The 23,901-nt window shown below is 64.6% G+C and carries 25 protein-coding genes; 9 read left to right on the plus strand and 16 right to left on the minus strand.

Going from position 1 to position 23,901, the window contains the following annotated elements:
• Positions 1–57 precede the first annotated feature (57 nt).
• Positions 58–2,256 carry a tetratricopeptide repeat protein gene (locus JNO50_RS07595; RefSeq protein WP_189535924.1) on the plus strand — a complete coding sequence of 733 codons (2,199 nt, stop codon included), beginning with the start codon at positions 58–60 and terminating at the stop codon, positions 2,254–2,256.
• Here JNO50_RS07595 and JNO50_RS07600 read toward each other — a convergent pair whose 3' ends face one another.
• The 4 genes from JNO50_RS07600 to JNO50_RS07615 form a co-directional block, all read right to left on the minus strand.
• Entirely contained in the window at positions 2,257–3,015 is a 759-nt protein-coding gene (locus tag JNO50_RS07600; protein ID WP_189535922.1) for a fumarylacetoacetate hydrolase family protein, read from the minus strand.
• On the minus strand, positions 3,012–3,761 hold the full coding sequence (locus JNO50_RS07605) for a class I SAM-dependent methyltransferase (protein WP_189535919.1): 750 nt from the start codon (positions 3,759–3,761) through the stop codon (positions 3,012–3,014). The genes JNO50_RS07600 and JNO50_RS07605 overlap by 4 nt, the downstream gene beginning before the upstream one ends.
• Before the next feature lie 106 nt (positions 3,762–3,867).
• Complete coding sequence (locus tag JNO50_RS07610) at positions 3,868–4,536, minus strand: SOS response-associated peptidase (RefSeq protein WP_189535917.1); 669 nt, start codon at positions 4,534–4,536, stop codon at positions 3,868–3,870.
• Between the two features lie 13 nt (positions 4,537–4,549).
• Entirely contained in the window at positions 4,550–5,089 is a 540-nt protein-coding gene (locus tag JNO50_RS07615) for a 5' nucleotidase, NT5C type (protein WP_189535915.1), read from the minus strand.
• Positions 5,090–5,314: 225 nt separating this feature from the next.
• Here JNO50_RS07615 and JNO50_RS07620 point away from each other — a divergent pair, with 225 nt between their 5' ends.
• A complete protein-coding gene (locus JNO50_RS07620) occupies positions 5,315–5,785 on the plus strand; it encodes a DUF3757 domain-containing protein (RefSeq protein WP_189535914.1) in 471 nt (156 codons plus the stop codon).
• On the opposite strand, the gene JNO50_RS07625 is transcribed toward JNO50_RS07620, so the two are convergent.
• The gene (locus JNO50_RS07625; protein ID WP_189535911.1) at positions 5,701–6,675 is read right to left on the minus strand and encodes a LysR substrate-binding domain-containing protein; all 975 of its coding nucleotides are present in this window, start codon (positions 6,673–6,675) and stop codon (positions 5,701–5,703) included. The genes JNO50_RS07620 and JNO50_RS07625 overlap by 85 nt on opposite strands.
• Positions 6,676–6,764: 89 nt before the next feature.
• On the opposite strand from JNO50_RS07625, the gene JNO50_RS07630 reads away from it, so the two are divergent.
• The gene (locus tag JNO50_RS07630; RefSeq protein WP_189535910.1) at positions 6,765–7,430 is read left to right on the plus strand and encodes a LysE family translocator; all 666 of its coding nucleotides are present in this window, start codon (positions 6,765–6,767) and stop codon (positions 7,428–7,430) included.
• Positions 7,431–7,437: 7 nt separating this feature from the next.
• On the opposite strand, the gene JNO50_RS07635 is transcribed toward JNO50_RS07630, so the two are convergent.
• A complete protein-coding gene (locus tag JNO50_RS07635; RefSeq protein WP_189535908.1) occupies positions 7,438–7,854 on the minus strand; it encodes a hypothetical protein in 417 nt (138 codons plus the stop codon).
• A gap of 76 nt (positions 7,855–7,930) precedes the next feature.
• The gene (locus tag JNO50_RS07640; RefSeq protein ID WP_189535906.1) at positions 7,931–9,097 is read right to left on the minus strand and encodes a PP2C family protein-serine/threonine phosphatase; all 1,167 of its coding nucleotides are present in this window, start codon (positions 9,095–9,097) and stop codon (positions 7,931–7,933) included.
• A gap of 313 nt (positions 9,098–9,410) precedes the next feature.
• On the opposite strand from JNO50_RS07640, the gene JNO50_RS07645 reads away from it, so the two are divergent.
• From JNO50_RS07645 to JNO50_RS07660, 4 genes are read left to right on the plus strand one after another with little or no spacing between them, the layout of a single operon-like run.
• Positions 9,411–10,175 (plus strand): efflux RND transporter periplasmic adaptor subunit, encoded by a 765-nt coding sequence (locus tag JNO50_RS07645; RefSeq protein WP_189535904.1) that lies wholly within the window; start codon positions 9,411–9,413, stop codon positions 10,173–10,175.
• Between the two features lie 9 nt (positions 10,176–10,184).
• Positions 10,185–11,501, plus strand: coding sequence for an efflux RND transporter periplasmic adaptor subunit (locus JNO50_RS07650; RefSeq protein WP_229804850.1), 1,317 nt, complete (start codon positions 10,185–10,187; stop codon positions 11,499–11,501).
• A 2-nt stretch (positions 11,502–11,503) separates the two neighbouring features.
• Complete coding sequence (locus JNO50_RS07655; protein WP_229804848.1) at positions 11,504–13,612, plus strand: site-2 protease family protein; 2,109 nt, start codon at positions 11,504–11,506, stop codon at positions 13,610–13,612.
• A 57-nt stretch (positions 13,613–13,669) separates the two neighbouring features.
• Positions 13,670–14,185 carry a GNAT family N-acetyltransferase gene (locus JNO50_RS07660; RefSeq protein ID WP_229804846.1) on the plus strand — a complete coding sequence of 172 codons (516 nt, stop codon included), beginning with the start codon at positions 13,670–13,672 and terminating at the stop codon, positions 14,183–14,185.
• Here the strand turns inward: JNO50_RS07660 and JNO50_RS07665 are convergent.
• From JNO50_RS07665 to JNO50_RS07690, 6 genes are all read right to left on the minus strand, one after another.
• Positions 14,178–14,507: a hypothetical protein gene (locus tag JNO50_RS07665; protein ID WP_189535900.1), complete on the minus strand. Its 330-nt coding sequence runs from the start codon at positions 14,505–14,507 to the stop codon at positions 14,178–14,180. The genes JNO50_RS07660 and JNO50_RS07665 overlap by 8 nt on opposite strands.
• A 24-nt stretch (positions 14,508–14,531) precedes the next feature.
• Positions 14,532–15,119, minus strand: coding sequence for a phage tail protein (locus JNO50_RS07670; RefSeq protein WP_189535898.1), 588 nt, complete (start codon positions 15,117–15,119; stop codon positions 14,532–14,534).
• Between the two features lie 168 nt (positions 15,120–15,287).
• A complete protein-coding gene (ahpF, locus tag JNO50_RS07675; RefSeq protein ID WP_189535896.1) occupies positions 15,288–16,859 on the minus strand; it encodes an alkyl hydroperoxide reductase subunit F in 1,572 nt (523 codons plus the stop codon).
• 121 nt (positions 16,860–16,980) lie between these two features.
• Entirely contained in the window at positions 16,981–17,544 is a 564-nt protein-coding gene (gene ahpC / locus JNO50_RS07680; RefSeq protein WP_189535895.1) for an alkyl hydroperoxide reductase subunit C, read from the minus strand.
• A 188-nt stretch (positions 17,545–17,732) separates the two neighbouring features.
• Positions 17,733–18,449 (minus strand): ATP-binding cassette domain-containing protein, encoded by a 717-nt coding sequence (locus JNO50_RS07685; protein WP_189535893.1) that lies wholly within the window; start codon positions 18,447–18,449, stop codon positions 17,733–17,735.
• A gap of 3 nt (positions 18,450–18,452) precedes the next feature.
• Positions 18,453–19,169, minus strand: coding sequence for a hypothetical protein (locus tag JNO50_RS07690; protein ID WP_215796523.1), 717 nt, complete (start codon positions 19,167–19,169; stop codon positions 18,453–18,455).
• Between JNO50_RS07690 and JNO50_RS18925 the strand changes: the two genes are divergently transcribed.
• Complete coding sequence (locus tag JNO50_RS18925; protein ID WP_229804844.1) at positions 19,159–19,527, plus strand: hypothetical protein; 369 nt, start codon at positions 19,159–19,161, stop codon at positions 19,525–19,527. The genes JNO50_RS07690 and JNO50_RS18925 overlap by 11 nt on opposite strands.
• A complete protein-coding gene (locus JNO50_RS07695; RefSeq protein WP_229804842.1) occupies positions 19,415–20,995 on the plus strand; it encodes a methyl-accepting chemotaxis protein in 1,581 nt (526 codons plus the stop codon). Before JNO50_RS18925 ends, JNO50_RS07695 begins: the two co-directional genes overlap by 113 nt.
• Here JNO50_RS07695 and JNO50_RS07700 read toward each other — a convergent pair.
• The 3 genes from JNO50_RS07700 to JNO50_RS07710 all read right to left on the minus strand — a co-directional run bounded on the left by JNO50_RS07700 (position 20,983) and on the right by JNO50_RS07710 (position 23,803).
• Entirely contained in the window at positions 20,983–21,453 is a 471-nt protein-coding gene (locus JNO50_RS07700) for a GNAT family N-acetyltransferase (protein ID WP_189535887.1), read from the minus strand. The two genes, JNO50_RS07695 and JNO50_RS07700, sit on opposite strands and share 13 nt — an antisense overlap.
• A 149-nt stretch (positions 21,454–21,602) precedes the next feature.
• On the minus strand, positions 21,603–22,619 hold the full coding sequence (locus JNO50_RS07705) for an EthD domain-containing protein (RefSeq protein ID WP_189535886.1): 1,017 nt from the start codon (positions 22,617–22,619) through the stop codon (positions 21,603–21,605).
• Positions 22,616–23,803, minus strand: a complete 1,188-nt coding sequence (locus JNO50_RS07710) for an MFS transporter (protein WP_189535884.1) — start codon at positions 23,801–23,803, stop codon at positions 22,616–22,618. The genes JNO50_RS07705 and JNO50_RS07710 overlap by 4 nt, the downstream gene beginning before the upstream one ends.
• Positions 23,804–23,901 lie beyond the last annotated feature (98 nt).

Below are 23,901 nucleotides of genomic sequence, written 5' to 3' on the forward strand. Positions count from 1 at the left end.
TTTCTTTTTTATCCGGTTTGAATGAAAATAGACATTCGGATTCGTTGAGGATGCCTGATGTTCAAACGTCTGCTGGCCCGCCTGATGGGTGACTCCCTGCCGTTCGCCGCCGCGCCCAAGCGCGATGCCGCCGAGCCCCTTCCGCCGCGCGATCCGGCGGCCAAACCCGCCGTGCCGATGGTGCAGCTGCCCCTGGCCCCGGCCCCGGTGCCCGAGCCGCCGCCCCCCCTGACCGATCCGTCCCTGCTTCACCCCTTGCCCGAGCCCGCTCCCGTCCCCGAGGACGCCAGCCGCACCACCGTATCCGATACCTATGGCAGGGAGCTTGCCCTGGCGCGCAGTGAATGGCGCGACCAGGTGGTGCGCGCCAATCTCGAACGCTACCGCAACGATGCCGAGTCGCTCTGTTCGCTGATTCTCGAAGCACTCGAGGAAGGGTACGAAAGCGAATTGTCGGAGGCCTCGGCCCGCCTGGTCGAAATTGACGAAAATCCCGAGCGCGCTCACGGTGTGCGTGCCCGAGTCCTGACGGCGCAGGGCGATCTGCCCGGCGCCGAGTCCGTCTTGCGCGAAGGCATGGCGAAAATCGGTGAGCATCCGGCCCTGCTGGACATCCTCGCCGGCGTCCAGCTGGCCCGCAAGGATGTCGGACAGGCGCAGGAAACGCTGTGGCAGGCTCTCCAGCTCTCGCCCCAGGATGACCGGCTGGACGCCTGGCTCGCCCGGGAAAAGGATCGTGGTCCGGAGGCGTATCTTCATGCCCTTGAGCGGGCGGCGACACTGCCCGGAGCCGGTCGCGCGGTGCTGGAGCTCGCCTGCCGGGATTTTGCCGACGAACAACCCCGGGCGGCTCTGGCGCGTCTGGACCGTTTGCTCGCCGACAAGGCGGTGACGGCGCAAACCGAGGCGCAGGTCGTGTCGCTTCTGGCGGAAAAAGGCCAGGACGAGGTCGTGCTCGGCAAATTCCTGAGCCGTTACCGCCCGGAGCGCCACTCTGACGAGATGCTGGCGCAACTGCTCCGCGCGGCGCGCAAAACGAAACGTTGGCGCGATGGCGCCGCCCTGCTGGCGCGGCGCGAGGCGCAGGAGCCCATTGCGTCGGAGAGTCCGCTGGCCGAGCTGGGCCGGGAATTCGCCGCCCTTCAGGGAACGACTTCCGCTGCGCAGGTGGCCGCGCCTGCCGCTCAGGCAGCGAAGGCGGTGCCGGCGCAGGCGGCTCCGGCCTTGCCGCCGGCGGTCGCCGCGCCCGAGCCGGGCGAGAATGCGCCGGTGCGGCAGGTCGCCAATGCCGATTCCGTGGTGCTGACCGAACCGGTGTGGGGACTCGGCCTCGCGCGGCCCGATTGGCTGCTGCAGCCCAAGCCGGTCCACGCGCCGGTCATGGCCTTTTTCAATCTGGCCCAGGCGGGCGGGGCGCGCATCGCGCGGGACGATGAAACCGCCCGCTTGAGTCGCTCCATTGTGCTCTACCTTGCCGAGTCGGTGCATTTCTGGACGGATTACGCCACGCGCGGCCAGTTCCCCCTGATCAAGGGCAGCGGACCGATGGTGCCGTCCTCCGAGCCCGACGGCCTGGCGCTGTGCGACAGCCTGCCGGGGAATGTGCCCACGTTTGTGACCGGTTCGATCGAACAGACCGCGGATGGCTGGGTTGTCACTCTCTCCTTGTGGGACCGGTTAAACCGCAAGTCGTTCGCCTGCGAGAGCGTGACGCTCGAGCACGCGCGCCCCGGCAAAGGGGTGCTGCAGCTGGAAGAGAAGTTGCTGCGCCGCCTGGGCGGCCAGCGCGCGGCGCCGCACGACGGGTTTTACGCGCGTCCCCCCACCGATGCCATGGATGCCTACCTGGGCCTTCTCTCCGGCATGTTCATGCTGGCGCTGGTCTCGGCGGGGCAGGCGGGCGGAGAGGCCGCGCGCGATGGGCGGGCGGTGGTCGACGCCGCGCTGGAGCTGATTCCGCGCTGGCCCTGGGCCGATGTGCCGGCCATGCACTTTTTCGCCGGGCTCGGATTGCTCGCGGATTGCCGTGTGCCGCCGTCGGCCGGCGACGCGGAGCGCGCCATGGCGCTGCTCGAGGAAGCGCGCGCATCGCGTTCGGTGATGGCGCGCCTCGGACCGCTGGTGTGGCATCTGTGCGCCAGGCGCGATCTGTGGGACGCTGGCGGCGGGCTCAATCCCGCCGGCCAGAGCCATGCCTACCGGCAATGGCTCGCCCGTGTCGCGGAAAAGCCCGTTTCAGCGGTGGCGGCGGGCTGATCAGTCCGCCGGGGTGTCGAACTGGATGTCCAGAGGCATGCCGCCGCCCATTCCGATGCGAAGGCGCGTATCGGCCGGAACGTCCAGCACGCCGGCCCAGGAACCGGTGATGACGGCTTGTCCGGCCGCCAGACCTTCGCCGCGCCGGCGCAGGAACTCGACGAGCCAGTAAAGCGGCGACCACGGGTTCCCGTCGGGATGTCGGGCCGCGCGCCGCACGACGTTTCCGTCGGCTTCCCATGCCAGCTCGGCGGTGCGCCGCGCCTGTTCGATGTCGATCGGCGGCCCGATGACCAGTCCGTCGTTGAACAACTGGTCGGCGAGCAGTTCGGCGAATGGCAGATCCTGCGCCGAAGCGTAGCGCCCGCCGACAATTTCCAGAGCGAAGCGGCTCGATGCGACAGCCCTTTCGACTTCTTCGCGGGAGTACGGATCCTGTCGTGGCGGAAGGTCGTGTCCGAGAAGAAAAGCGACTTCCGGTTCGATGCGTACCCGCGCGTTCTTTCGCGGTAGCGCGTACCGCGCGTCGCGGCCGACCGTGCCGGCAAGGATGGGCGCCGCGACAAGGCGTCCCTCTGCGGGCAGTCCGCATTTCCACCCTTCAGGCGGCCGGCCGTCCAGTTCGATCAGCGCGCGCTGGATGGCCAGCGCCGATTCGATGTCGGCCGGGCGGCACGATTCGGCCAGCCGCGGCAGGGGTACCGCGAGGCGTCGGCATGCCATGAGTTCATGGGCGGCGGCTAGGGCGGTGGCGTTCATTGTCCGGTCTCCCTGACCGCGCTGATGAACAGGAACGGCGGCCGTCTGCGATGCGGCCACAGCGCGGGGGTCGCGCGCACCTGCTCCAGGGTCGGCACGGCTTCTTCCAGCCGGGTCAGACGAAAACCGTGTTCCAGAAGCCCGTTGACATAGGTTTCGAGCGAACGGTGGTATTTCACCACCCCGTCGATGAACCAGTGGGTGTCGCGCGAGCTTTCGTCGCGATAATTGTCGACAGGCCAGTGCGTGGCCTGCCCGTCCTCGTCAAAGTGCCAGCGCTGGCGCGCCACGGCGGTGCAGATCGGGTGCTCCACGGAAAACACCAGATGCCCGCCTTCGTTCAGTTTCCTCGCGAGGGCGTCGAGCACCGACGCATAGTCGTCGACATAGTGCAGGGCCAGGGACGACACGGCCAGGTCGAAGCATTCGTCCAGTTGACCCAGATCCTCGATGGCCATCTCCCGGTAGTCGATGGCCGGGTCGTCGGTCCGGGCCCGCGCTTCGGCCAGCATGTTGCCCGACAGGTCGATGCCGATGACGCGGGCGGCCCCTTCGGCCCTCGCCGCGCGGGCGAAATCGCCGCTGCCGCACCCCATGTCGAGGATGGAGAGGTTGGCGAGCGAGTCCGGCATGAGCCGGCGCAGGACCGGCTGCTCGAGACACTCGTTCAATCCGGCGCCCTTTTGGCGCAGGGTCTGGTAACCCGCGAAAAAACGGGGGTCGTCGTACACGTTTTGTCGGGACATGGAGGGATGCTCGTGGTGGGCCCGTGACTGGGCGGGGTTGTGATAGGTATTTTAAGGGATTTTTCGTTCGGAGATGGTTAACCGCGTGGCACCGCTTGCATGAACTTCAGTCGAACAGATCGCCTTGTCGCGGCCCCGGCGGCTCGACGCGGGCCGGCGCGGGGCCGGTGACGAGCTGGTCTGCCGGCGGCAGGAACCATAATCGTTTGACCTCTGCCGGCGGGCCGTCGCCCAGCCAGGCGCCCCGATCCGCGTCGCCGATGATGGCCAGGCTGCGCTTCTCGTCGCCCGGGCGGTGCAGCCGGTTCAACAGCGGGTGATGGTCGGCATTGACCGTGATCAGTGTGAAGGCATGACTGACGGCGCCGTTGTCTTCCTTCCAGGGCCGCCACACTCCCGCCGCGGCGAACAGGGCGCCGTCGGCCCTGCCGACTCGCCAGCGCACGGCCTTGCCCGATTCGTAGCACGGCTCGTAAAAGCCTTGCATGGGCACAAGACAGCGACGGCCGGCAAGCCAGTGGGCGCGGTAGGCCGGCCGCGCATCGAGGGTTTCCGAGCGGGCATTCATCGTCGTCCAGGCCGACTTGGCGGGAAGGTGCCGGCGCGGGATCAGGCCGAAGCTCGCCAGGATCACGCGCGCGCCCCCGCGGGAGCCGACGATGATCGGGGCCAGACCGTCCTGCCAGACCTCGGCGGGCCAGTCGAAGGTTTCCGTGTCCACATCGAAATGCTCGGCGAGCCGCCGCGGATCCGGGGTCAGAAAGTTGATGCACATGCGGGGAGTCCGGTTACAGGCGCAGCAGCACGCTTTGCCAGTCGGCCCAAGTGGCGCGCGCACCGCCGATGTGCCGGTTGTACGGCTGGTCGAATACCACGTGCCACCAGTCCGGCGTGCGCACCCCGGTGATTTCGGGTTTGTCGTCCACCAGAATATCGCCATGCACCAGGGTTTTGTCGCGGGTCAGAATCAGGCGCGACACGAATTCGGTTCCCAGATGGCGCTCCACCCATTCGTACTTTTCCGGCACGCAGTGCCGGTAGCGTTGCAATGGTGAGGTGCAGATCCGCACATCCAGGCCCATTTCCAGCATGGCGCGCATGGCCGCCACGGCACCTTCGACGGGGGGAAGGTCCAGGTAGAATCCCTTGGCGGCGCATATGGCGTCGACCTTTTCCCGGTACTCTCGCGGGTAGTCGTCGCGGACATAAAAACAGCGCCGCGCAGCGGGTTCGATGCCCGGGAAATCGTGGCCGCCCGCTCGCCATGTGTCGTAAAACCCGCGTTCGAAATCGGCCAGTACGCCGTCTTGATCGACAAGGATTAGCATGACAAAGTGCATAAAGAAGTAAGACCCCCAGCACTATACTCCGGATTTCACTCCCGGGGCCGACAACTATTCACGCCGGGTGCGCGCGGCCGGCAAGGCGGCGTCCCGTGAGAAAAATCGATGCGGCAAAACAGCACATTTCCCGTCCCGTTGGGTTGTTGCCGGCGCAACCTTCCTGCGCCGGCGAGTTCTACCCCTCTCCAATTCCTTGCGAAGGAGTGAGGTATGCGAATATTGCGGAGAATGGTGTTGCCGATGGTCGTGTGGAGCGTTCTGGCTGAGGGGGCGATGGCCGGTAGCCATGAGTCGTGCCCGTCAATCCGGAGTATTGTCGTTTCCCGGTCCGTCTACAAGGCGGCCACGGCCAGCGGCGCGGGCGAATGGATCGGTGTTGCCGATGCGCGTTCCGAGGGGAAGGTTCGGCGCTTCATGGAAGCCGTGTTTTATCCCGAGCACGGCAGCGAGACCTCCAGGGGATCGCTGGGCAAATGCACTTACGAGCTGGATCGGGGCATCGTGGATCTGCGTTTCCGTCCCGACGCCAATCCGGTCGTGGCGCTGGCCAATCCCGGCGCCTGGTCGCAAAGGCAGGGACCGTTCGGCGTCCTGTATTACGAGTGCCGGGGCAGGGAAGGCGATTGCCGGTTCATCGATCCTTCCCCCGCGGCCGCGCGCTCTTCTCCGTCGGGCAAGTGACGCGCGGTGTGCAGAAATTGCCCGACCCTGGCGTCTCTTCCTTCTTCCCGGGTCGCGAGGCAGATATGCACCCGGGCATCGGGGTCCGACAGCCGAAGATACCTGACGCCGGGCAGATTCAGGTGCTCCCAGGGCGCGGGCAGCACCGCCAGTCCGAGTCCGGCGGCGACAAGTCCGATCTGCGTCATGGCATCGGTGGCTTCCTGAACGATATTCGGTAAAAACCCCCGCCCGGCGCATAACTGCGCCAGGGCATCGCGCACCCCCGTTCCCGCGCTGGCAGGAAAACTGACGAACCGTTCGCTCCGGCATTCCGCCAGGGCGAGACTCGCGCGCGTGGCCCAGGGGTGCGCCGCGGGCACCACCAGCCACAGGGGGTCGGTGTGCCAGCGTTCGATCGCGATACCCGGCTGGACGGGCACGGTGGCGGAGCGCAGGAAGGCAACGTCGATGCGTCCATCCGCGAGGCTTTGCAGCTGTTCGGTGGTGTGCATGTCCAGCATCGTCAGCGTGACGCGCGGGCAGCGCGCGGCGTGCGCCCGCACCAGTGCCTGAAAACGCGGATTGAGCGGGACGGTGCCGGCAAGGCCGATCGTCAGCGCGCCCTGTTCGCCCAGCGCCGTCTGCCGGACTTCCGCGGCGATGCGCGAGGCTTCGGCAAGCCAGGGGCCGGCCAGTTCGCGCAGACGTTCTCCCGCGTCGGTGAGGCCGACCCGGCGGCTGGTGCGCTCGAAGAGCATCGCGCCCAGTTCGTCTTCCAGCGCACGGATTTGCTGGCTCAATGGCGGCTGGGCGATGTGCAGGCGCTCCGCCGCCCGGGTGAAGTTGAGTTCCTCTGCCACCGTCAGAAAATATCGCAGGCGCCGCGGATCCATAAAGAGTTTTTTCATCTTGATCGATGCTGAATTATATATTGGATTGGATGAATGAATAGGAATAACCTGCTTTCGTCATATCGGTATTTCGAGAGCGAAACACAATGGACTCCCTGGTTTCCTGGTCGCCGGCCATGCTGAGCGTTCCTTACTGGAAATTCCTTTCCATCGCGGTGGTGGCCGTGCTCAGCCCCGGCCCCGCTGTGATGCTGGCCTTGCATAATGGCTCCACGCACGGTGTTTCCGCGGCGCTGCGTTCGTCGCTGGGCAACATCAGCGGTCTGCTGGTGCTGGCGCTATTGAGTCTGGCGGGGGCGAGTCTCGTACTGCGCGAGTTTCCGCCGGTGTTCTGGGTCGTCAAGCTGATCGGGGCAGGGTATCTGGTACTGCTGGGGGCGAGGCAGTGGTCGGCGGTCCGCAAGGGAACCCCCGCGGCCAGCGCGCCGCGCCGTCGAGGGGCTTCCGGCCGCTTCTATCGCGAAGGCATGCTGCTCGCCCTGACCAATCCCAAGGCCATCCTGTTTCTGGGCGCGCTGCTTCCGCAATTTCTCAATGCCAGGGCGCCATTGTTTCTTCAGTCGCTCTGGCTGGTCGGAGGCTTCATGACATGTTCGTTCATGGCTTTGATGGGCTACGCCACCATGGCATGGCTGACGCGCCATCGCATGGGCGAGTCGGAACGGGCGCGCAAGCTGGCCGTGCTGCTGCGGGCGGTCAGCGGCACGGTGCTGATCGCGCTGGCCCTGTCGATGCTGACGCTGGAGGTCTGAGCGGCGCTCAACACTCCCGCCAGCGCCGCTCTTCGCGCAGCCGTCTTGCGACGCAGTGCAGCGCGCCGTTGCCGATCGCCGCGGCGATCGGAGAACCGCCGTCGCGGTCCAGGCGTTGGGGGCTCACCGCCAGGGCTTGGACGAAGCGTCGGACTTCGTGGAATGAGGCTTGGCCAAGCAGCTCGGGACGCTCAAGATAGGGATCGAGATGTTTGCCGTAGGTGGCGACGTCGCGGCAGACGAATCCGCAGGCTCGGGCCCCTTCGACAAAACGCCTGTGTTCGGGCAACTCGTCGGGAGCCGTGTCGTGCCGCCGCGCCGCGTCAAGCAATTCGTCGATCAGCAGCGCGAGGAAGTCGGCCTGTTCGGCGCGCACGGCGGTACGCTGGGAAATACCGTTGCGATGGATAGGAGGCGATGACATCGGATTTTGATGGAGTCGGACACTGACGGGGCATCTTAGCGGAGTCGCCGCGGCGGCGCCACGATCCCGGCGCACGCTACCCCGTTCCGTAAGCGCTGGTCTGGCAGCGCACCATCAGCAGCGACACGTCGTCCTGAAGCACCGCGCCGTGCAGATGCTCGGTCAGGGCGTCCAGAATGCTCGGCCCCACCTTGTCCGGCCATCCTTTGCGCACGGCCGCCTTGATCCCGCCCACGCCAAACATCGCGGCCGTGTCATTGCTCGCTTCGGTGATTCCGTCGGAACTCATGATCAGGACATCGCCCTCGCTCCAGCCGAAGGTTTTAACGGTCGGGTCGAAGGTGTCTTCGCTCAGAATGCCCAGCGGCGGGTGAAACGACGGCAATTCTTCGCGCACTTCGCCGTTGGCAGAGAACAGCAGCACGCAGGGTATGCCGCCGTTCCAAACCGACAGGGTGCGCGCGGTGTAATCGATCGAGACCAGCGCCGCCGCGACAAACCGGCCGGTGGGCAGCAAGGTGTTCAGTTTTTTGTTGATGCCGCTGGCCAGCAGGCTGGTCGACAGGTACTGCTGCACCAGTTCATGAAAACCGTCTATGGCGGGCAGGGCGCTGATCGCGGCGGTCAGGCCGTGACCGGTGCAGTCGGCCAGCATGAAATGCTCGGCGCCGGATGGCGTGGCCGCGCGGCAGATGAGATCGCCGCTGAAGTTTTCCGCGGGACTGAGCCGATGCCAGATGTGCGGCAGCGCGATGCTGGAGCGCTGGCTGAGCCGCTGCAGCAGCTCCAGCGCCAGCGCCTGCTCGGCCTCATTGTCTTCATAGTATTTCTCGAGGCGCGCGGCATCCCGGCCGATCTGGCGCTTCATGTCGGCGATGCGCAAAAAGACCTTGATCTTGGCGCAGAGCAGGTCGAAGTGCACCGGCTTGCTCAGATAGTCGTCGCCTCCGGCGGCAAGCCCCGCGATGATGCTCGACAACTCGTTGTGACTTGTCAGGAAAATGATCGGTATCCAGTCCTCTCCGAACAGGGAGCGCAGTTTGGCGGTGGCTTCCAGTCCGTCCATTTCCGGCATCGAAACATCCATGAGGATCAGGTCGGGACGCTCGGTTTCGCAAGCGGCCAGCGCATCAACGCCATTGACGGCGAAGGTGCACCGGTAGCCCAGGCGGGCAATGAGTTTCCCGGTGAGCTTGCGGTTGGTTTCGCTGTCGTCGACCATCAGGATGGTGGGAGTTGGCATGAATTCCCCGATGAGAGACCTGTGCAGGAACCGGGCTCGCGCGAGTCCGGGATGACTGCCGACTATTTACCGTCATGTCATTATCGTTGGGCCTTAAGAGAATGCAAGTTTCGCGGCGTCGTGCGGAGGTTCAACGCAAGAAATGAAAACAACAAAACTATGATATAAAGATACATTAATGGTATTGACACGCATAAGACCGACGACGACCGGGGGCAAGGGGATGATGCCCGTGGGCGCATGTCAGCCGGTCAGGCTCGTCGCTTTCCTGCTCGTCGGCACAGAATGAGAAGAATTTATCCGGAGGGAAGGTATGAAATCGAATTGGTTCGCCGGTGGATGCGCACTGGCGATTTTCGCGTCGGCCTGCGCTGGCGCGCAACCGGCGGCAAAGCCGGCCGGAACGGCTCCGCTCAACGCACAGGACGGACGGATCCGGGTGCAATTGATGGCGCGCAACGCGGTGACTCTGTCCGGCGAGATCGCCGCCAAGATCGCCGCGCTGCCGGTCGAAGAGGGGGGCAGTTTCAAACGGGGCCAGGCACTCGTCGAGTTCGATTGCGGCAGTTACCGGGCGCAATGGCGCAAAGCCCAGGCGTCGCTTGAGGCCGCCAATCAGCTCGCCAGGGTCAACAGCCAATTGGCCAAGCTCAATTCGATCGGCGCGCTCGAAGTGGCCCAGGCTCAGGGCAAGGCCAAGGAAGCCGCGGCCGATGCGAGCTATATGCAGACCATTGTCGGCAAGTGCGCGATCGGCGCGCCGTTCAACGGGCGGGTGGCTCGCCGCATCGCCGCTGTCCATCAATACGTCAGCCCGGGAAATCCGATTCTCGATATCGTCGATACCGGGGCCTTGCAGCTTCGCATGCTTGTCCCTTCCAAATGGATCGCCCACCTGAAACCCGGCAGCCGCTTCACGGTGGCGGTGGACGAGCTGGGCACGAGTTTTCCGGCGAAAATCGAGCGGCTTGGCGCGCAGATCGATCCGGTCAGCCAGTCCATTCTGGCCATCGGGGTCATCGACGGCCCGGCCGCGAACCTGTTGCCCGGCATGAGCGGCTGGGCCAGCTTCAAGTAAGGGATGGGCATGTCCGATACAAGTCGGGAACTGGCCGGTCTGATCGCGCTCATGCGCCGCGCCCGCGAGGCGGGCGATGCCGCGGAACTGGGATTCATCGCGGTCAATGAAAGCCGGCAACTGTTGCCTTACCGGCAGGCGGCGATGTGGCGGGAGGGTATGCACCGTCATGTCGGCGCTCTGTCGGGGTTGTCGGAGATCGATCCTACCGTTCCCTATGTCCAGTGGCTGGGCCAGGTATTCAGGCACATGGAGCACGAGGCAGGCGACGCGGACTGCCGCGTGCTGCGCGCCGCCGATCTTCCGGAGCGGCTGGCGGGGGAATGGCCGTCCTTCTTGCCCGCCGAGGCTCTGTGGCTGCGCCTTGGCGCGCAAGGCGCCCTGCTGTTCGCGCGCGATGACGCATGGTCCGACTACGAAATCAGGCTCGCGACGGAACTGGCCCACGGTTACGGGCATGCGCTGTCGTTTTTCGGATCGCGCCGGGACTGGCGCGAAACCGCGCGCCGCTGGTTCGCTCCCGGTCCGAAGCAGCGGCGGCTGCTTTTGGCCGCGCTGATCATCGCCTTCCTGCCGATCCGGCTGAGCGTGCTGGCGCGAGCCGAGGTCGTGCCGCAAACACCGCAGTTGGTACGCGCACCGATCGCCGGCGTGATCGACCGCATCAATGTCGAGCCCAATCAGCGTGTGGCCAAAGGCAGCCCCCTGTTCGATCTGGATGCGACGGTCCTCTCCGGCCAGCTGGCGATGGCGAGCCAGGAGCGCGATGCCGCCCAGGAGCGTTTCCGGGCCAGTGCGCAACTGGCGGTGACCGATGACAAGGGCAAGCTTGCCATGGAGCAGGATCGCGCGCGACTCGAAGAAAAGAGCATCGAGGCCGAGTATGCCGCGCGCGAGCTGCAGCGCTTGCACGTGACGGCGCCATCCGGCGGCGTGGTGGTGTTTTCCGATAAGAATGACTGGCAGGGCAAAGCGGTCGCGGTCGGCGAAAAAGTCATGACCCTCGCCGATCCGGCGAAGGTGGAGCTCGCGGTCTGGCTGCCGGCGGCCGAGGCGATCGATGTCGCTCCCGGCGCCGGCGTCACCCTGTATCCCAATGCCTCGCCCACCGAGTCCTACGATGCCAGGGTCACGCGCGTGGCCTACAAGGCCGAAGCCGTCGAGGGAGGATTGCTGGCCTACCGGCTGCAGGCGGCGTTCGCGCCCGGCGAGCGGCCAAGACTCGGTCAAATGGGCACGGCGCGCGTATACGGCAGCTGGGTGCCGCTGTGTTATTACGCGCTGCGCCGCCCGCTGACGGCCGCCCGTCAATGGTTGGGATGGTGACGATGACCGAACGCGTATTGCCCGGAATCCGGCAGGAACTCACGCTGCATCCCGGTCCGGCGGAAGCGGACGGATCGCCAAGCTGGACCTTGCACGATCCGTGTTCGAACCGCTTTTACCAGTTGGGCTGGGCGAGCTTCGAGATCCTCCGCCGCTGGCATCTGGCCACGCCCGGCAAAGTGCTCGAATCGATCCGCTCGGAGACCACTCTGAACCTGGACGGGGACGACATCGACGCGGTGGTGTCATTTCTGGCGCGTCATCAGCTTCTGGACGCCGGAACCGAGGAGCGCAGCCGCGGTTTGTGGCGCGCGCGGCAGGCGGCCCGGCCAAGCCGCATGATGTGGCTGCTGAAGAATTATCTTTTTTTCCGGATTCCCCTGGTGCGGCCCGAGACGGTGCTCAACCGTCTGCTGCCCTGGTGCGCCTGGCTGTTCGAGCCACGCTTCTGGTGGATCATGGGCGGCGTTCTCGCGTTCGCGCTGGCCATGGTGTCGCGCCGCTGGGACGAGTTCACGCACACTTTTTCCGGATACGGCGGGGCGGGGGCGGCCATCGGGATCGGGCTGTCGCTGAGCGTGGCCAAGGTGCTGCACGAATTGGGGCATGCCCTGACCGCGAAGCGCTTTGGCTGCCGCGTGCCGGCGATGGGGGTCGCGTTCCTGGTGATGGTGCCGGTTCTTTACACCGATACCAACGATGCCTGGAAATTACCGTCCCGGCGCCAGCGGCTGTTGATCGGCGCCGCCGGCATGCTGGCCGAGCTGACGCTGGCCGTCTGGGCGACGGTGCTGTGGTGTTTTTTGCCGGATGGCCCGTTGCGGGCGGGGGTGTTCCTTCTGGCCTCGACCACCTGGCTGGCCACGCTGGCGGTGAATGCCAGTCCGTTCATGCGGTTCGACGGCTATTTTCTGTTGTCGGACTATCTTGGCCTGCCCAATCTGCATTCCCGTGCTTTTGCCCTGGCGTTGTGGCGCTTGCGCCGATGGGCGCTCGGGCTGGACGATCCGGTGCCGGAACCGCTGCCGCCCGGGCGCGAACGGCTGCTCGTGCTGTTCGCCTGGGCCACCTGGCTATACCGGCTGGTGGTTTTCCTGTCGATCGCGTTTCTGGTTTATCACATGTTTTTCAAGGCGCTCGGGCTGCTTTTGCTGGTTGTCGAGCTGGGCTGGTTCATCGTGCGCCCCGTGACCGGCGAACTTCGCGTCTGGTGGCGGCGCCGGCATGAGCTTCGCTGGTGCCGGCCGACAAAGCGCAGCGCGGTGATCGTTGTGTCGTTCCTGCTCTGGATCGCCGTTCCCTGGCAGGGTGAAGTCGCCAGTCCCGCGGTGATCGGCGCGCGGCAATCCCAGGGCATGTACGCGCCGGTCGGCGCCGTGGTGGCGGACGTGTTTGTGAAGGCCGGGCAAGCGGTGCGGGCCGGCGATCGGCTCGCCAGGCTCGAGTCGCCGGAGCTGTCGCTACGCCTGGCGCGGGCCGAGGCGCGCGAACGCGAGGCCGCGTGGCAGGTGTCCCGGCAACCGTTCAATGCCGACTTGCAGGTGCAAGGACCGGCCCTGCGGAAACAGTGGATGGCCGCGCAGGAGGAGGTCAACGGTCTGCGGCAGCAGCAGGACCGTTTACTGTTGACCGCTCCGTTCGCCGGGAGGGTGACCGATGCCGGCGATGCTCTGCTGCCGGGCACGATGGTCACGGAGGGCGAACATCTGCTGGATGTGGTGGGGCCGCATGGCGCGAAGGGCGAGGCGTTCGTTGACGAGGCGGGAGTCGGCGGGCTCAAGACCGGCGATCCGGTGCGCTTTGTCGCCGACGGCGGCGAGCACTGGGGAATCTCTTGCCGTCTTGGCGCGGTCGACCGTCTGAATCTTGCCGTGCTTGACCAACCGGTTCTGGCGTCGGTCTACGGTGGTCCCATCCCTGTCGAACAGCGCCAGCATGGACTGGTTCCGCTCGCGGCCACGTTCCGGGTGCGCCTGGAGTCGTGCGACACGGAGGTGGCGCCGGTCAGGGAAATGGCGGGCCTCGCGCGTATCGATGGCGAGCGGCACAGTCTTCTTGGCGATGCCGCGCGGCGGTTTTTCGTGGCGCTCAGACGCGAGGCGGGGCTGTGATGGCCTGGCGGATCGATCAGCATTTCACCACTTCGGGAGGGGAATATGGCGGCGTTTATGCAAACCTCTTCGTTGGCGCGCAGCGTGACGTTGCGCCCGGCAAGGCAAAGTGACGAGCCTTTCATCGCGCAGGTTTACCGCGCGGCCAGACCGGATCTTCTGTTGATCGACGCGGAGCCCGATTTTGTCCGTATGGTTCAGGATCAGCAGTGGAACGCGATGCGGCAGGGCGCGGGCGAGCACTCGCCGGATGCGATGCATTTTATCGTGGAAAAGACCGGGGCCGGGATCGGCGCCGTGATGGTGGATTTCGGCCACAATGAGGTTCGCCTGCTTTTTCTCGGGCTGCTCCCCGAGGCGCGCGGCAAGGGGTACGCCAGGGATGTCCTGGCCGGCCTGCAGCAGGCGGCAAGACAGGTTTGCACGCCACTGGCGGTCGTGGCCTGGCATGACAATCTCCCCGCGAAGAGGCTGTATCGGGCCATGGGGTTCGTTCCCGAGGAAAGCGGGCCGGTCGCCGACAAGCTGGTGTGGTATCCGGCGCCCCCGGAGGGGCTGCCGGGCATCAGTTGAACGGCAATTGGAAATAGGCGAAGGCCGGATCCCGGCCCGCCGGGATGACGCGGCCGATCCAGACCTGCTCCAGTGCCGGTCCCGGCTTGTCCGGCGCCGTGAAAGAAAGCCGCCCGACGGCATCGGCGAGAACTGTCGGTTCTTCGCTGACCAGCGCGACAACGAACGGGGTGCGGCCGGCCGGCTTGCGTGGCAGGCGCGCGAGCGGTCTGAGTTCGACCGCCTGGATGGTCAGACGCAGGGTGGTGCCCTGCGAGCACTCGAAAAGGCAGGTTTGGCCGAGTCGTTTTGTGAACTCGTCGGCGCAGACGGTGGATAGCATGGCGGTTCTGCCCCCGTGCGACGGTTACGGACGGACCGGGTAAAGCCCGTTGATGGCGATACAGAAATTGAGCGCCAGGAACGGATTGAGCACGGACACCGGGGTATTTCCGCCTGTCGCGTCGGTTGCGCCGGAAACGGACAGACCCTTCACCGCGACCGGGTTGTTCAGGGCCGTCGACCAGATGGTGGCCAGTCCCGTGCCGGCTCCCGAGGCGCCAAGGTAAGGATTGGCGGCGGAGGGGGCGCTGGCCGGCGTGGTCGGAGTGGGCGTGCCCGCCGCCTGGAAGGCGACCTGCATGGCGGAGCTGGTATGCGTATGGACCGGCAGATTGGCGATGGAGAGCGAGGCGCTTTGCTGCCCTCCGTTCTGACCGGGATTATAGGCGGGAAGATTGAACGCGGGTTGCGCCGGTCCGGTACCGATGGGCATGCGGGCCGTCAGGTTGGGCAGCATGAAATTTTGCGATCCATTGCCGCCATAGAGCGTGCCCAGCAAAGAAAACAACGCCTGGTACTGCGATACCTGGTAGGTTTGGCCCTGGCACATCGCCCAGTCCTGCGGGGCGTAGTTGAAGGCGAAGATCGTGATCGTACCCATGTAGGCTTCCATGCGCTTACCTCCGGTAATGGCCCTGTCCGGGCCTCAGTCGGGTGCGGGGCCTGATTCGGTTGCCCGCGTGCCATACCGGTGTAGATCACTCTCCGCTTAATTCAACTGGCATTTATGCTGGTTGATTGGCGGCAAGGGCGAAAAGGGGAGCCGGGCTCCCCTTCGCCGTTAGGCGTGCGCGCTTTCCCGGATCAAGTGATCGAATGCGCCCAGAGCGGCTTTCGCGCCTTCTCCCATGGCGACGATGATCTGTTTGTAAGGCACATCCGTGACATCGCCGGCGGCGAATACGCCGGGAGCCGAGGTGTCCTGATGACGGCCGGTGACGATTTCCCCACGGCCGGTCAGCTCGATACTGCCCTTGAGCCAATCGGTGTTCGGCAGCAATCCGATCTGTACGAAGATCCCTTCCAGCGCCAGTTTACGTGTCTCGCCATTCGTGCGGTCGGTGTACACGAGCCCGTCGACTTTCGCGCCGTCGCCCGTCACTTCGGTGGTTTGCGCGTTCAGAATCACGGTGACATTGGGCAGGCTTTTCAGTTTGGCCTGCAGCACGGCGTCGGCGCGCATGGCGTCGCCGAACTCCAGCAGCGTGACATGCGAGGCGAGCCCCGCCAGGTCGATCGCGGCTTCCACGCCCGAATTGCCTCCGCCGACCACCGCCACGCGCTTGCCCTTGAAGAGCGGACCGTCGCAATGCGGGCAGTAGGCGACGCCCTTGTTGCGGTACTGCTGTTCTCCCGGAACATTCATTTCGCGCCAGCGCGCGCCGGTGGCCACGATCACGCTCCTGGCTTTGAGCGCGACGCCGCTTTCCAGTCCGATCTCCACGAATCCGCTGACACTGTCGGCGGCCGGGATCAGGCGCGTCGCGCGCTGCAGATTCATGATGTCCACATCGTAATCCTTGACGTGCTGCTCCAGGGCGGTGGCCAGTTTCGGTCCTTCGGTTTCCTTGACCGAAATGAAGTTTTCAATGCCCAGGGTGTCGAGCACCTGCCCGCCGAAGCGATCCGCCACCACGCCGGTGCGGATGCCCTTGCGCGCGGCGTAGATCGCCGCCGCCGCGCCGGCCGGTCCGCCGCCAACCACGAGGACGTCGAACGGGGCCTTGTCGGCGAGTTTGGCCGCTTCGCGTTCCGCGCTGCCGCTATCGAGCCGCGCGACGATCTCTTCCAGCCCCATCCGGCCCTGGCCGAATGGCTCGCCGTTCAGGAAAACGGTCGGAACCGACATGATCTGGCGGGAGGCGACCTCGTCCTGGAACAGCGCGCCGTCGACCATGGTGTGGCGGATGGACGGATTGATGGCCGCCATCAGGTTCAGCGCTTGTACCACGTCCGGACAGTTCTGGCAGGACAAGGAGATATATGTTTCGAACACCAGATCGCCGGGCAGGGCGGCGATCTGTTCGATGAGCTCGCGGGACGCCTTGGACGGATGGCCGCCCACCTGCAGCAGGGCCAGGACGAGCGAAGTGAATTCATGGCCCATCGGCACGCCGGCGAAGGCGATGCGCGCATCCGGCCGGCCGGGCTGTCCGACCGTGAACGACGGCTTGCGCGCAGCCTGTCCGTCAAAGCGCGCGACCACCTTGTCGGACAGCCCGGCGAGGTCGGTCAGCAATTCCCGCACCTCGGTGTCCTTGGCGCCGTCGCCGAGCGAGGCGATCAGCTCGATGGTGTGTCGCAGGTTGGCGAGGTAGCTTTTGAGTTGGGTCTTGATGGTGGTATCCAGCATGGTTCTTCTCCTGTTTCGGGTACCTGGAAAACCCGCCTTGGCAAAAGCGGTTTTTCCAGGGGCCCGGCGAGGCCCGGGCATCAAGCCGGAACCGGCGGGACCGGCTCCGGCGGGGTAGGACTCAGATCTTGCCGATCAGGTCGAGCGACGGCGCGAGGGTGGCTTCGCCTTCTTTCCACTTGGCCGGGCACACTTCGCCCGGGTGGTTGGCGACGTACTGCGCGGCCTTGACCTTGCGCAGCAGTTCGGAAGCGTCGCGGCCGACTCCGCCGGAGGTGATTTCGACGATCTGGATGCGGCCTTCGGGATCGATCACGAAGGTGCCGCGATCGGCCAGGCCTTCTTCTTCGATCAGCACGCCGAAGTTGCGGGAGATGGCGTGCGTCGGATCACCCAGCATCGGGTACTGGATTTTCTTGATCGTGTCGGACGTGTCGTGCCAGGCCTTGTGGGTGAAGTGGGTATCGGTGGATACCGAGTAGATCTCCACACCCAGCTTCTGGAATTCGGGGTACAGATCGGCCAGGTCGCCCAGTTCGGTCGGGCAGACGAAGGTGAAGTCGGCCGGGTAGAAGAAGACGACCGACCACTTGCCTTGCAGGGTTTCATCGCTGACGTTGATGAACGCGCCGTTATGGAAGGCTTCGGCGGTGAACGGTTTGATTTGGCTGTTGATGATGGACATGTTTCGCTCCTTGCGTTGTGGTGCCGTTGTCGATGGCTGAATGATGCTCTTGTTTGTTTGCCAAATCCAATTGAATGTTTTTTTGCAATAGTTTTATTTTATTTATTGGGTGACATGATGGGTGGACGGCAAGACGGGAGGCGGTTCGTATCGAAAAACGTCGAGGAGGGCGGCGCGGGCGGGGGGCGTCAGGAGGCCGGAGTTCGGATGGCCGACACAAAAGCGGCGTCGGCGCTCGCGGCATTGAAGGCGCAGGCGAAGGCGTCAAGCCCGGCAAAGCCTTCGATGCGCCGGTCGCGGATCAGCAGGATTTCGTCGCAAAGTCCTCCCAACTCATCCAGAAGATGCGAAGAGATCACGATCAGCCGCTGCACAGTCAGCGCGTCGCGGATACGCTGACCGATAAGCAGCCTGTATTCCGGATCGACGCCGGCGGTCGGCTCGTCAAGCAGCAGGCAATCCAGGCCGGGAAGTTTCAGCAGCCATTCCAGATACAGCCAGCGGCGCTCCCCGGTGCTCAGCGTCCACAGGGGCTTGAGCGCCAGACGCGCCGCCCGTTCCCGGTTGTCGACGGCCAGATTGTCCAGCAGGGCGTGCCAGCCTGGCGCGCCGGCTTCCCGGTTGATCAGTCCAATGAAATCGAACGCTTCGGATACTCTGAGTTTCGAGAAAGCCGCATAGTCCTGAACCAGCATGCCGATCCTGTGGGGCGCGATCCCCGACTCGATCCCGCCCCCCTGGGGACGCTCGTCGCCCCGCAGCAAATTGAAGAATGTGGTCTTGCCCGCGCCGTTCGGGCCGATCAACCCGTATAGCCGGCCGGCGCGCAGCGTGACGCTGCAGTTGTCGAACAGCACGTGATCGCCATGGGCGAAGCGTAATTGCCGGACTTCGATCGCTTCCATCGCTCACCTCATCTGGGTCGGCATGGTGCCGGCCCGCCCGAGCGAGACAAGACCCAGTGCGCCGGCCGCGAGCAATTCACCGCAAAGCAGAGCCGTCCGGCTGTCCGGCGCCGTAAAGGGCAGAGCGATCCACTGCGCGCCCCAATCGAGGGGATTCACATACTGCAGCCAGTGCAGGCCGGGCTGCGCGGAGGCGTACATCAGCGCGACCGCAATGAAAAACAGGCCGTTCAGGGTCGATTGCAATGAACGGAATCCGAGGCGCACGGTGAATAGCACCATGACCGCGCAGCAAAAGAGCGCACCGGTCGCGAGACTGGCGGTGATCAGGGCGGCCATGTCGAAGGGCGTCAGTCGCAAGGGGGACAGAATGTGCGCGATCGCCAGAAAAACACCGACGGCGACGGCGCTGTTGACCAGCGAGCCGAGCATCGATGCCGCCAGCAAACGCGCGAAAGCGTGCTTTGCCAGGCAGAACGAGCGCAGAAACCCCGTTTCTCGCCGCCACACCAGGGTCATGGCGAAGGCGAAACAGGCGTTCGACAGAAGAATGTAACTGAGGAAACGGGCGATATAGGGCCATTCGGCTCCGCCGCCGGGCAGGCGTTGACTGAAGAGCGCGAAGAACCCCACCGGCACGGCGCAACTCCATAGATAACCGACTTTTTCGCGGGCGGTTTCCAGGTAGAGCAGCCAGCTGAGTGTGACGATGTCGCGCATTCGGGCCATGGCTCCAAGTTTTATTCTGAAAGAATATTTCCTGTGTTTGGTAATTGCAATGGATTTTTCCGGGGTGGTGCCCGCAGTCGTTCGCCGAGTGCAATATTTCAGTGAAACTGACTTTGCCATTCCCTTGGCTATAACGGTTAAAGGGAGGGGTTTCGTGCGTTTTGGCGAAGAATGGATCGAGGTACAGGGAAGTCATGAATATATCACGGCGGATCGTAGTTACTTTGGCGGTGGCCATGTTGTCGTTGCTTATCGTTGGCGCTATCGGAATGTGGGAGCAGAAACAGGCCAACGATCGTTTCAATTACCTGAAAATGAACACGTTTCCAAGTATTTCGGCGCTGGATGACGCGCAAGACGGCTTGACTCAGTCGCGTACCGGTACGTACCGGCATATCATCGACTCGGAGGACAGCCAGAAAGCGGTCGATCAGCAGGTGATCAATGCGGCCGACAAGAAAATCGATGAAGCCCTGGCCCGTTATGAAAAGGACCTGGTATCCAATGAAGCGGACAAGGCGCTGCTGGACAAGGATCGGCGCATCCTGGCCGATTACCGCGTAGCCCGCGATGCCATTTTGCGGTTGTCGCTAGAACATAAACGGCAAGAGGCCGAGCAGGCCATTCGCACAGGACCGATGCGCATCAAAAGTAGCGAACTGAACAAGGCCTTGCTGGAACATGTCAAATTCAACCATGATCTGGCCGATAGTTTGTCCCATGACAACGAAGCCGCGTATGACCGGGCGTTGACGGTCTCGCTTGCCATCGTTGCGGCGAGCCTGGCGGCGTGCGCGATGCTTGGCTGGATGCTGTTCAGCCATATCCGTTCGAGTCTGGACGCCATCCGCGCTGTCGTTACCGGAGTCGGCCAGTCACTGGATTTCCGGCTTCGCGTCAACACGGGGCGCAAGGATGAAATCGGCGAAACAGCGGAAGCCTTCAATGGTTTGCTTGAGCAGTTGCAGCTCAGTTTCCGGGAGATCCGCCAGAGTATTCAGTCCGTCGATATCGCCATCGAGAGCATGGCGGCCAACACCACCCAGATCGCGCGCAGTTCCGAAACGCAAAGCGAAGCCGCGGCCGCCATGGCCGCCGCGGTGGAAGAAATGACGGTAAGTATCAATCATGTGTCCGACCGAGCCCTGGAAGCCGCGGGCCAGACCCGTTCAGCCGGTAATGCCGCCGCTCTGGGAGGGCAGGTCATTCAATCGACCGTGACGGGTATCAATCAGGTTTCCGCGTCGATTCGCGAGGCCGCTGGTCACATTGATCAATTGCAGGGCGACAGCCAGACCATCGCAACCGTGATGGGCATCATCAGAGACATCGCCGATCAGACCAACCTGCTGGCGCTCAATGCCGCCATCGAAGCGGCACGCGCCGGGGAAATGGGCCGGGGATTCGCCGTGGTCGCCGATGAAGTGCGCAAGCTGGCCGAGCGAACGGCGCAATCGACAACAGAAATTTCCGGGGTGGTCGGCAAAATGCAGACCAGCACGCGCGAGGCGGTGAGCAGCATGGAGTCTGTGGTCGGCAAGGCCAACCAGGAGGCGGACGGAGCGAGAAAAGCGAACGAAGCGATCGATCGCATCCAGTCCAGTTCCCGGCAGGCGATGGAACTGGTCAACGATATTTCGGGAAGCATCTCCGAACAGACGAGCGCCAGCAATACCATCGCGCAGCGGGTGGAGCAGATCGCACAGATGGCGGAAGAAAACTCGAGCGCGGTCGGCAGTTCAGCCGATGCCGCAAAAGCGTTGCACCACCAGGCGCGCTCCATTTTGCAGACGGTGGCGCGTTATCAGGTGGACTGAGTGTGCCGATCGGGCTGATGTAGCGTTTTTTGCAGAAATACCCTGGCATTGCCATCCGGCCGGCAATCCACCCTGCCGAACTCCACGTAGCCATGCTTGCGATAGAAATCGGGTGCCTGGATTTCCATGGTGAACAGCATGGCCGTCCGACAGCCCCGGCGGCGGGCCTCGTCTTCGGCAAGCCCGAGGATTCGCGAGCCCAGTCCCTGCTGCCGGAGCGACTCGGGCAGGTAAAAGACATTGATGAAAAACACGCCGAGCGATGTACGCCCTGTCAATCCGCCGGCGGGTCGGCCGGTTTGCGGATCGGTCACCGTTACGTCCAGCGGCTGGTCATCGTCGATTCCGGCATGCGCGATGTTGTAGCGGCCAAGGCCTTCGTTGATGACGCGGCGAGCTTCTTCATCGGCATAGGGCAGGACGTGGAGATCGGGTTGCCGAGGCAGGGGGGTGGTCATGGTTCGGGTTCCTTGATGTGATTCACGATTATCGGTGGAACCCGGACTTCGCGCGAGTCAATTTATTTTAATTGCATATTTTCGGGGTGCCCGGTCTGTTCGGCCGCAGAGGCGGCGCTGTCACGGCGCCGCCTTCTGTTTCCTGTCGCTTAACCGTTCGGATCCGTTGCCACCTCCGGCCCGATACGGTTGACCAGCACCATGCCGATCGCCGTCCACCATTCACTGGCCTTCGTATCCGTCATGCGGGCCTCGTCTTCGCCGATCGCCTGCCAGGCTGAGCTGCGCAGAAAATCCTCCAGGTCGCCGACACTGGCGAAGCTCATCAGCGTGACGCCATCGATCTTGCTCGCCTCTGGGTGATAGAGCGGCTGCCCGGGCTCGGTCGGCCCGATGGCGTGAAGCTGCGCGTAGCGTTTCACCCAGGGCCGGGCATGCGCGGCGGCGTGTCGGGCATGTTCGTGCCGCCACCAGCGCTGAAAGGTGTCGCGGTCGATGGCCGGCGAGCGGTGATGCGTCTTGACCAGCGTGACCGCCTCGTTGCCGTCGGCGCTGGGCACAACCACGTACTGGCGGGCCAGTACCGGTGCGATGTCCCGAAAGATCACCCGGTCCTCGGGCAGGATTTTTTCGCGTACGCGGGCATTGCCCAATACCGTGGCGATGTCTTCCGCGCCGGCGAAATTCAGATAGGCGACGCCGTCCCAGCGCGGGCGGCGATAGGGCTCGATATGACCGATAACGGTCGGCCACAGCTTGCCTTGGGCATCGACCGGCGCGCGATACGGCGGCGCATCGGTGTGGGTCGGACCCGGCGCGAAACGGTGCAGCTGGTCGTAGCGCAGCAGGCGCTCCAGGCTGCGGTCATCCGCTTCTTCGGCATGGATGAAGCGCACGCCGTGGACTTTACGCCAGTACTCGCCCCAATGTTCGAAGTTGAGGTTGGCATCGGTCTCGAAGGCGTTGGCGGCGGTATGAGCGGCCGGGTCGCCAAGGGGATTGCCCTCATGATCGAGCATATGGTCATCCGCGCGTCGCCGTATGTCGAGCGGTGTCGAATCGGCCCGTGAGAGAAACGAGCACAGCACGGTCAACGGCCGGTTGCTGCCCGGCGCGGATGGCAGGTGGGGGGGGCGGAACAGGGGCTCCCTGGCAAGGTCGGTCATGGTCGGGGGCTTTCGGTGGTTGAGTGAAGAAACGAGACGGCCAGGGCGCACAGCCCGGCCATCGCGGCGAATCCGTAAAGTCCGGCGAGGCCGGCGTGCGTCCAGATCAGTCCGCCCATGGCGGCGCCCGCCGCCATTCCGGCCATGGCGCCGGTCATCAGAAGACCGTTGAGCCGGCTGCGGGCCTGCGGGTCAAGACTATTGACGATGAACTGGTGGGACACCAGCGCAGCCATCACGCCCAGATCGAAAACAACGGCGCCCGCCGCGAGGCTCCACAGGCTGGCGGGCAGCCCGGCCATGCCAAGAAAGGCGGCGCAGGTCAGCAGGCATCCGGCCCTGACCGCGGACAGCGGGCCGCGCCGGTCGGCGATACGGCCGAAAAGCGGCGCGGCGAACGCGCCGGCGGCGCCAGCGACGCCGAAAGCCCCGGCCACGCCGGCGCCCTGATCAAAAGGCGGCGCGGCCAGAACCAGCGCCAGGGTGGACCAGAAAGCGCCCAGGGTCGCCGCCAGAAGGGCCTGGGTGAGCACGGCGAGCCGCAACGCGCGGTACTCGCGCCAGTATGTCCAGAGGCTGGCCAGCAGCTTGCCATAGCGGCTTTGACTGGCCGGCGGCAAGGCGGGCACGGTTTGCCGGGCGATGACCATGACCAGCAGCATCAGGATCGCCGCCAGCGCCTGCATGATTCGCCAGCCCAGCGTGCTGGCGACCAGCCCGCCCAGGGTCCGCGACAGCAGAATACCGCTGAGCAATCCGGTGGTGATCACGCCCACGGCGCGACCGCGCTGCGTATCGGAGGACATCTGCGCGGCGATCGGCACGAAATCCTGGCCGAGGCTGCCAAGCAGGCCGATGACGGCGCTGACGGCGGCGAGCATGCCAAGTCCCGGCGCCACGCTGGCCGCGAGCAGCATGACGGCCAGCATCGCCGCCTTGACCAGAATCAGCGTGCGCCGTGGAACCGTATCGCCCAGCGGCGCGAGGAGCAGCATGCCCAGCGCGTAACAGGCCTGGGTCAGCGCCGGCACCCAGGCCACCTGATCCGGGCCTGCGCCAAACTCCGCCTGCACCAGGGAAAGGCCGGGCTGAAGGTAGTAAACGTTGGCGACGCCAAGTCCCGAGCATAGCGCCAGCAATACCAGGCTGCCGTTCCTGAGCGGCTGAAGAGAGGAGCAATTCATGATCTTTATCGACGAGTCTGCACGGTGAATGCCAAGCGTGTAGGATATTGGCGATTGAAGTGGCGATATAGAGGAGCCGCTTCGTATTTGAGTTGACT

The organism is Paludibacterium paludis, from assembly GCF_018802605.1.
Taxonomy (GTDB): domain Bacteria; phylum Pseudomonadota; class Gammaproteobacteria; order Burkholderiales; family Chromobacteriaceae; genus Paludibacterium; species Paludibacterium paludis.

Coding starts and splice junctions, on each gene's coding strand:
- ahpF (WP_189535896.1), bottom strand. CDS start 16,859: ATGCTGGATACCACCATCAAGACCCAACTCAAAAGCTACCTCGCCAAC.
- JNO50_RS07610 (WP_189535917.1), bottom strand. CDS start 4,536: ATGTGCATCAACTTTCTGACCCCGGATCCGCGGCGGCTCGCCGAGCAT.
- JNO50_RS07645 (WP_189535904.1), top strand. CDS start 9,411: ATGAAATCGAATTGGTTCGCCGGTGGATGCGCACTGGCGATTTTCGCG.
- JNO50_RS07695 (WP_229804842.1), top strand. CDS start 19,415: ATGTTGTCGTTGCTTATCGTTGGCGCTATCGGAATGTGGGAGCAGAAA.
- JNO50_RS07670 (WP_189535898.1), bottom strand. CDS start 15,119: ATGGAAGCCTACATGGGTACGATCACGATCTTCGCCTTCAACTACGCC.
- JNO50_RS07625 (WP_189535911.1), bottom strand. CDS start 6,675: ATGAAAAAACTCTTTATGGATCCGCGGCGCCTGCGATATTTTCTGACG.
- JNO50_RS07700 (WP_189535887.1), bottom strand. CDS start 21,453: ATGACCACCCCCCTGCCTCGGCAACCCGATCTCCACGTCCTGCCCTAT.
- JNO50_RS07615 (WP_189535915.1), bottom strand. CDS start 5,089: ATGCTAATCCTTGTCGATCAAGACGGCGTACTGGCCGATTTCGAACGC.
- JNO50_RS07600 (WP_189535922.1), bottom strand. CDS start 3,015: ATGAACGCCACCGCCCTAGCCGCCGCCCATGAACTCATGGCATGCCGA.
- JNO50_RS07640 (WP_189535906.1), bottom strand. CDS start 9,097: ATGCCAACTCCCACCATCCTGATGGTCGACGACAGCGAAACCAACCGC.
- JNO50_RS07620 (WP_189535914.1), top strand. CDS start 5,315: ATGCGAATATTGCGGAGAATGGTGTTGCCGATGGTCGTGTGGAGCGTT.
- JNO50_RS07710 (WP_189535884.1), bottom strand. CDS start 23,803: ATGAATTGCTCCTCTCTTCAGCCGCTCAGGAACGGCAGCCTGGTATTG.
- JNO50_RS07660 (WP_229804846.1), top strand. CDS start 13,670: ATGCAAACCTCTTCGTTGGCGCGCAGCGTGACGTTGCGCCCGGCAAGG.
- JNO50_RS07650 (WP_229804850.1), top strand. CDS start 10,185: ATGTCCGATACAAGTCGGGAACTGGCCGGTCTGATCGCGCTCATGCGC.
- JNO50_RS18925 (WP_229804844.1), top strand. CDS start 19,159: ATGTCGCGCATTCGGGCCATGGCTCCAAGTTTTATTCTGAAAGAATAT.
- JNO50_RS07595 (WP_189535924.1), top strand. CDS start 58: ATGTTCAAACGTCTGCTGGCCCGCCTGATGGGTGACTCCCTGCCGTTC.
- JNO50_RS07690 (WP_215796523.1), bottom strand. CDS start 19,169: ATGCGCGACATCGTCACACTCAGCTGGCTGCTCTACCTGGAAACCGCC.
- JNO50_RS07635 (WP_189535908.1), bottom strand. CDS start 7,854: ATGTCATCGCCTCCTATCCATCGCAACGGTATTTCCCAGCGTACCGCC.
- JNO50_RS07605 (WP_189535919.1), bottom strand. CDS start 3,761: ATGTCCCGACAAAACGTGTACGACGACCCCCGTTTTTTCGCGGGTTAC.
- JNO50_RS07630 (WP_189535910.1), top strand. CDS start 6,765: ATGGACTCCCTGGTTTCCTGGTCGCCGGCCATGCTGAGCGTTCCTTAC.
- JNO50_RS07705 (WP_189535886.1), bottom strand. CDS start 22,619: ATGACCGACCTTGCCAGGGAGCCCCTGTTCCGCCCCCCCCACCTGCCA.
- JNO50_RS07655 (WP_229804848.1), top strand. CDS start 11,504: ATGACCGAACGCGTATTGCCCGGAATCCGGCAGGAACTCACGCTGCAT.
- JNO50_RS07665 (WP_189535900.1), bottom strand. CDS start 14,507: ATGCTATCCACCGTCTGCGCCGACGAGTTCACAAAACGACTCGGCCAA.
- ahpC (WP_189535895.1), bottom strand. CDS start 17,544: ATGTCCATCATCAACAGCCAAATCAAACCGTTCACCGCCGAAGCCTTC.
- JNO50_RS07685 (WP_189535893.1), bottom strand. CDS start 18,449: ATGGAAGCGATCGAAGTCCGGCAATTACGCTTCGCCCATGGCGATCAC.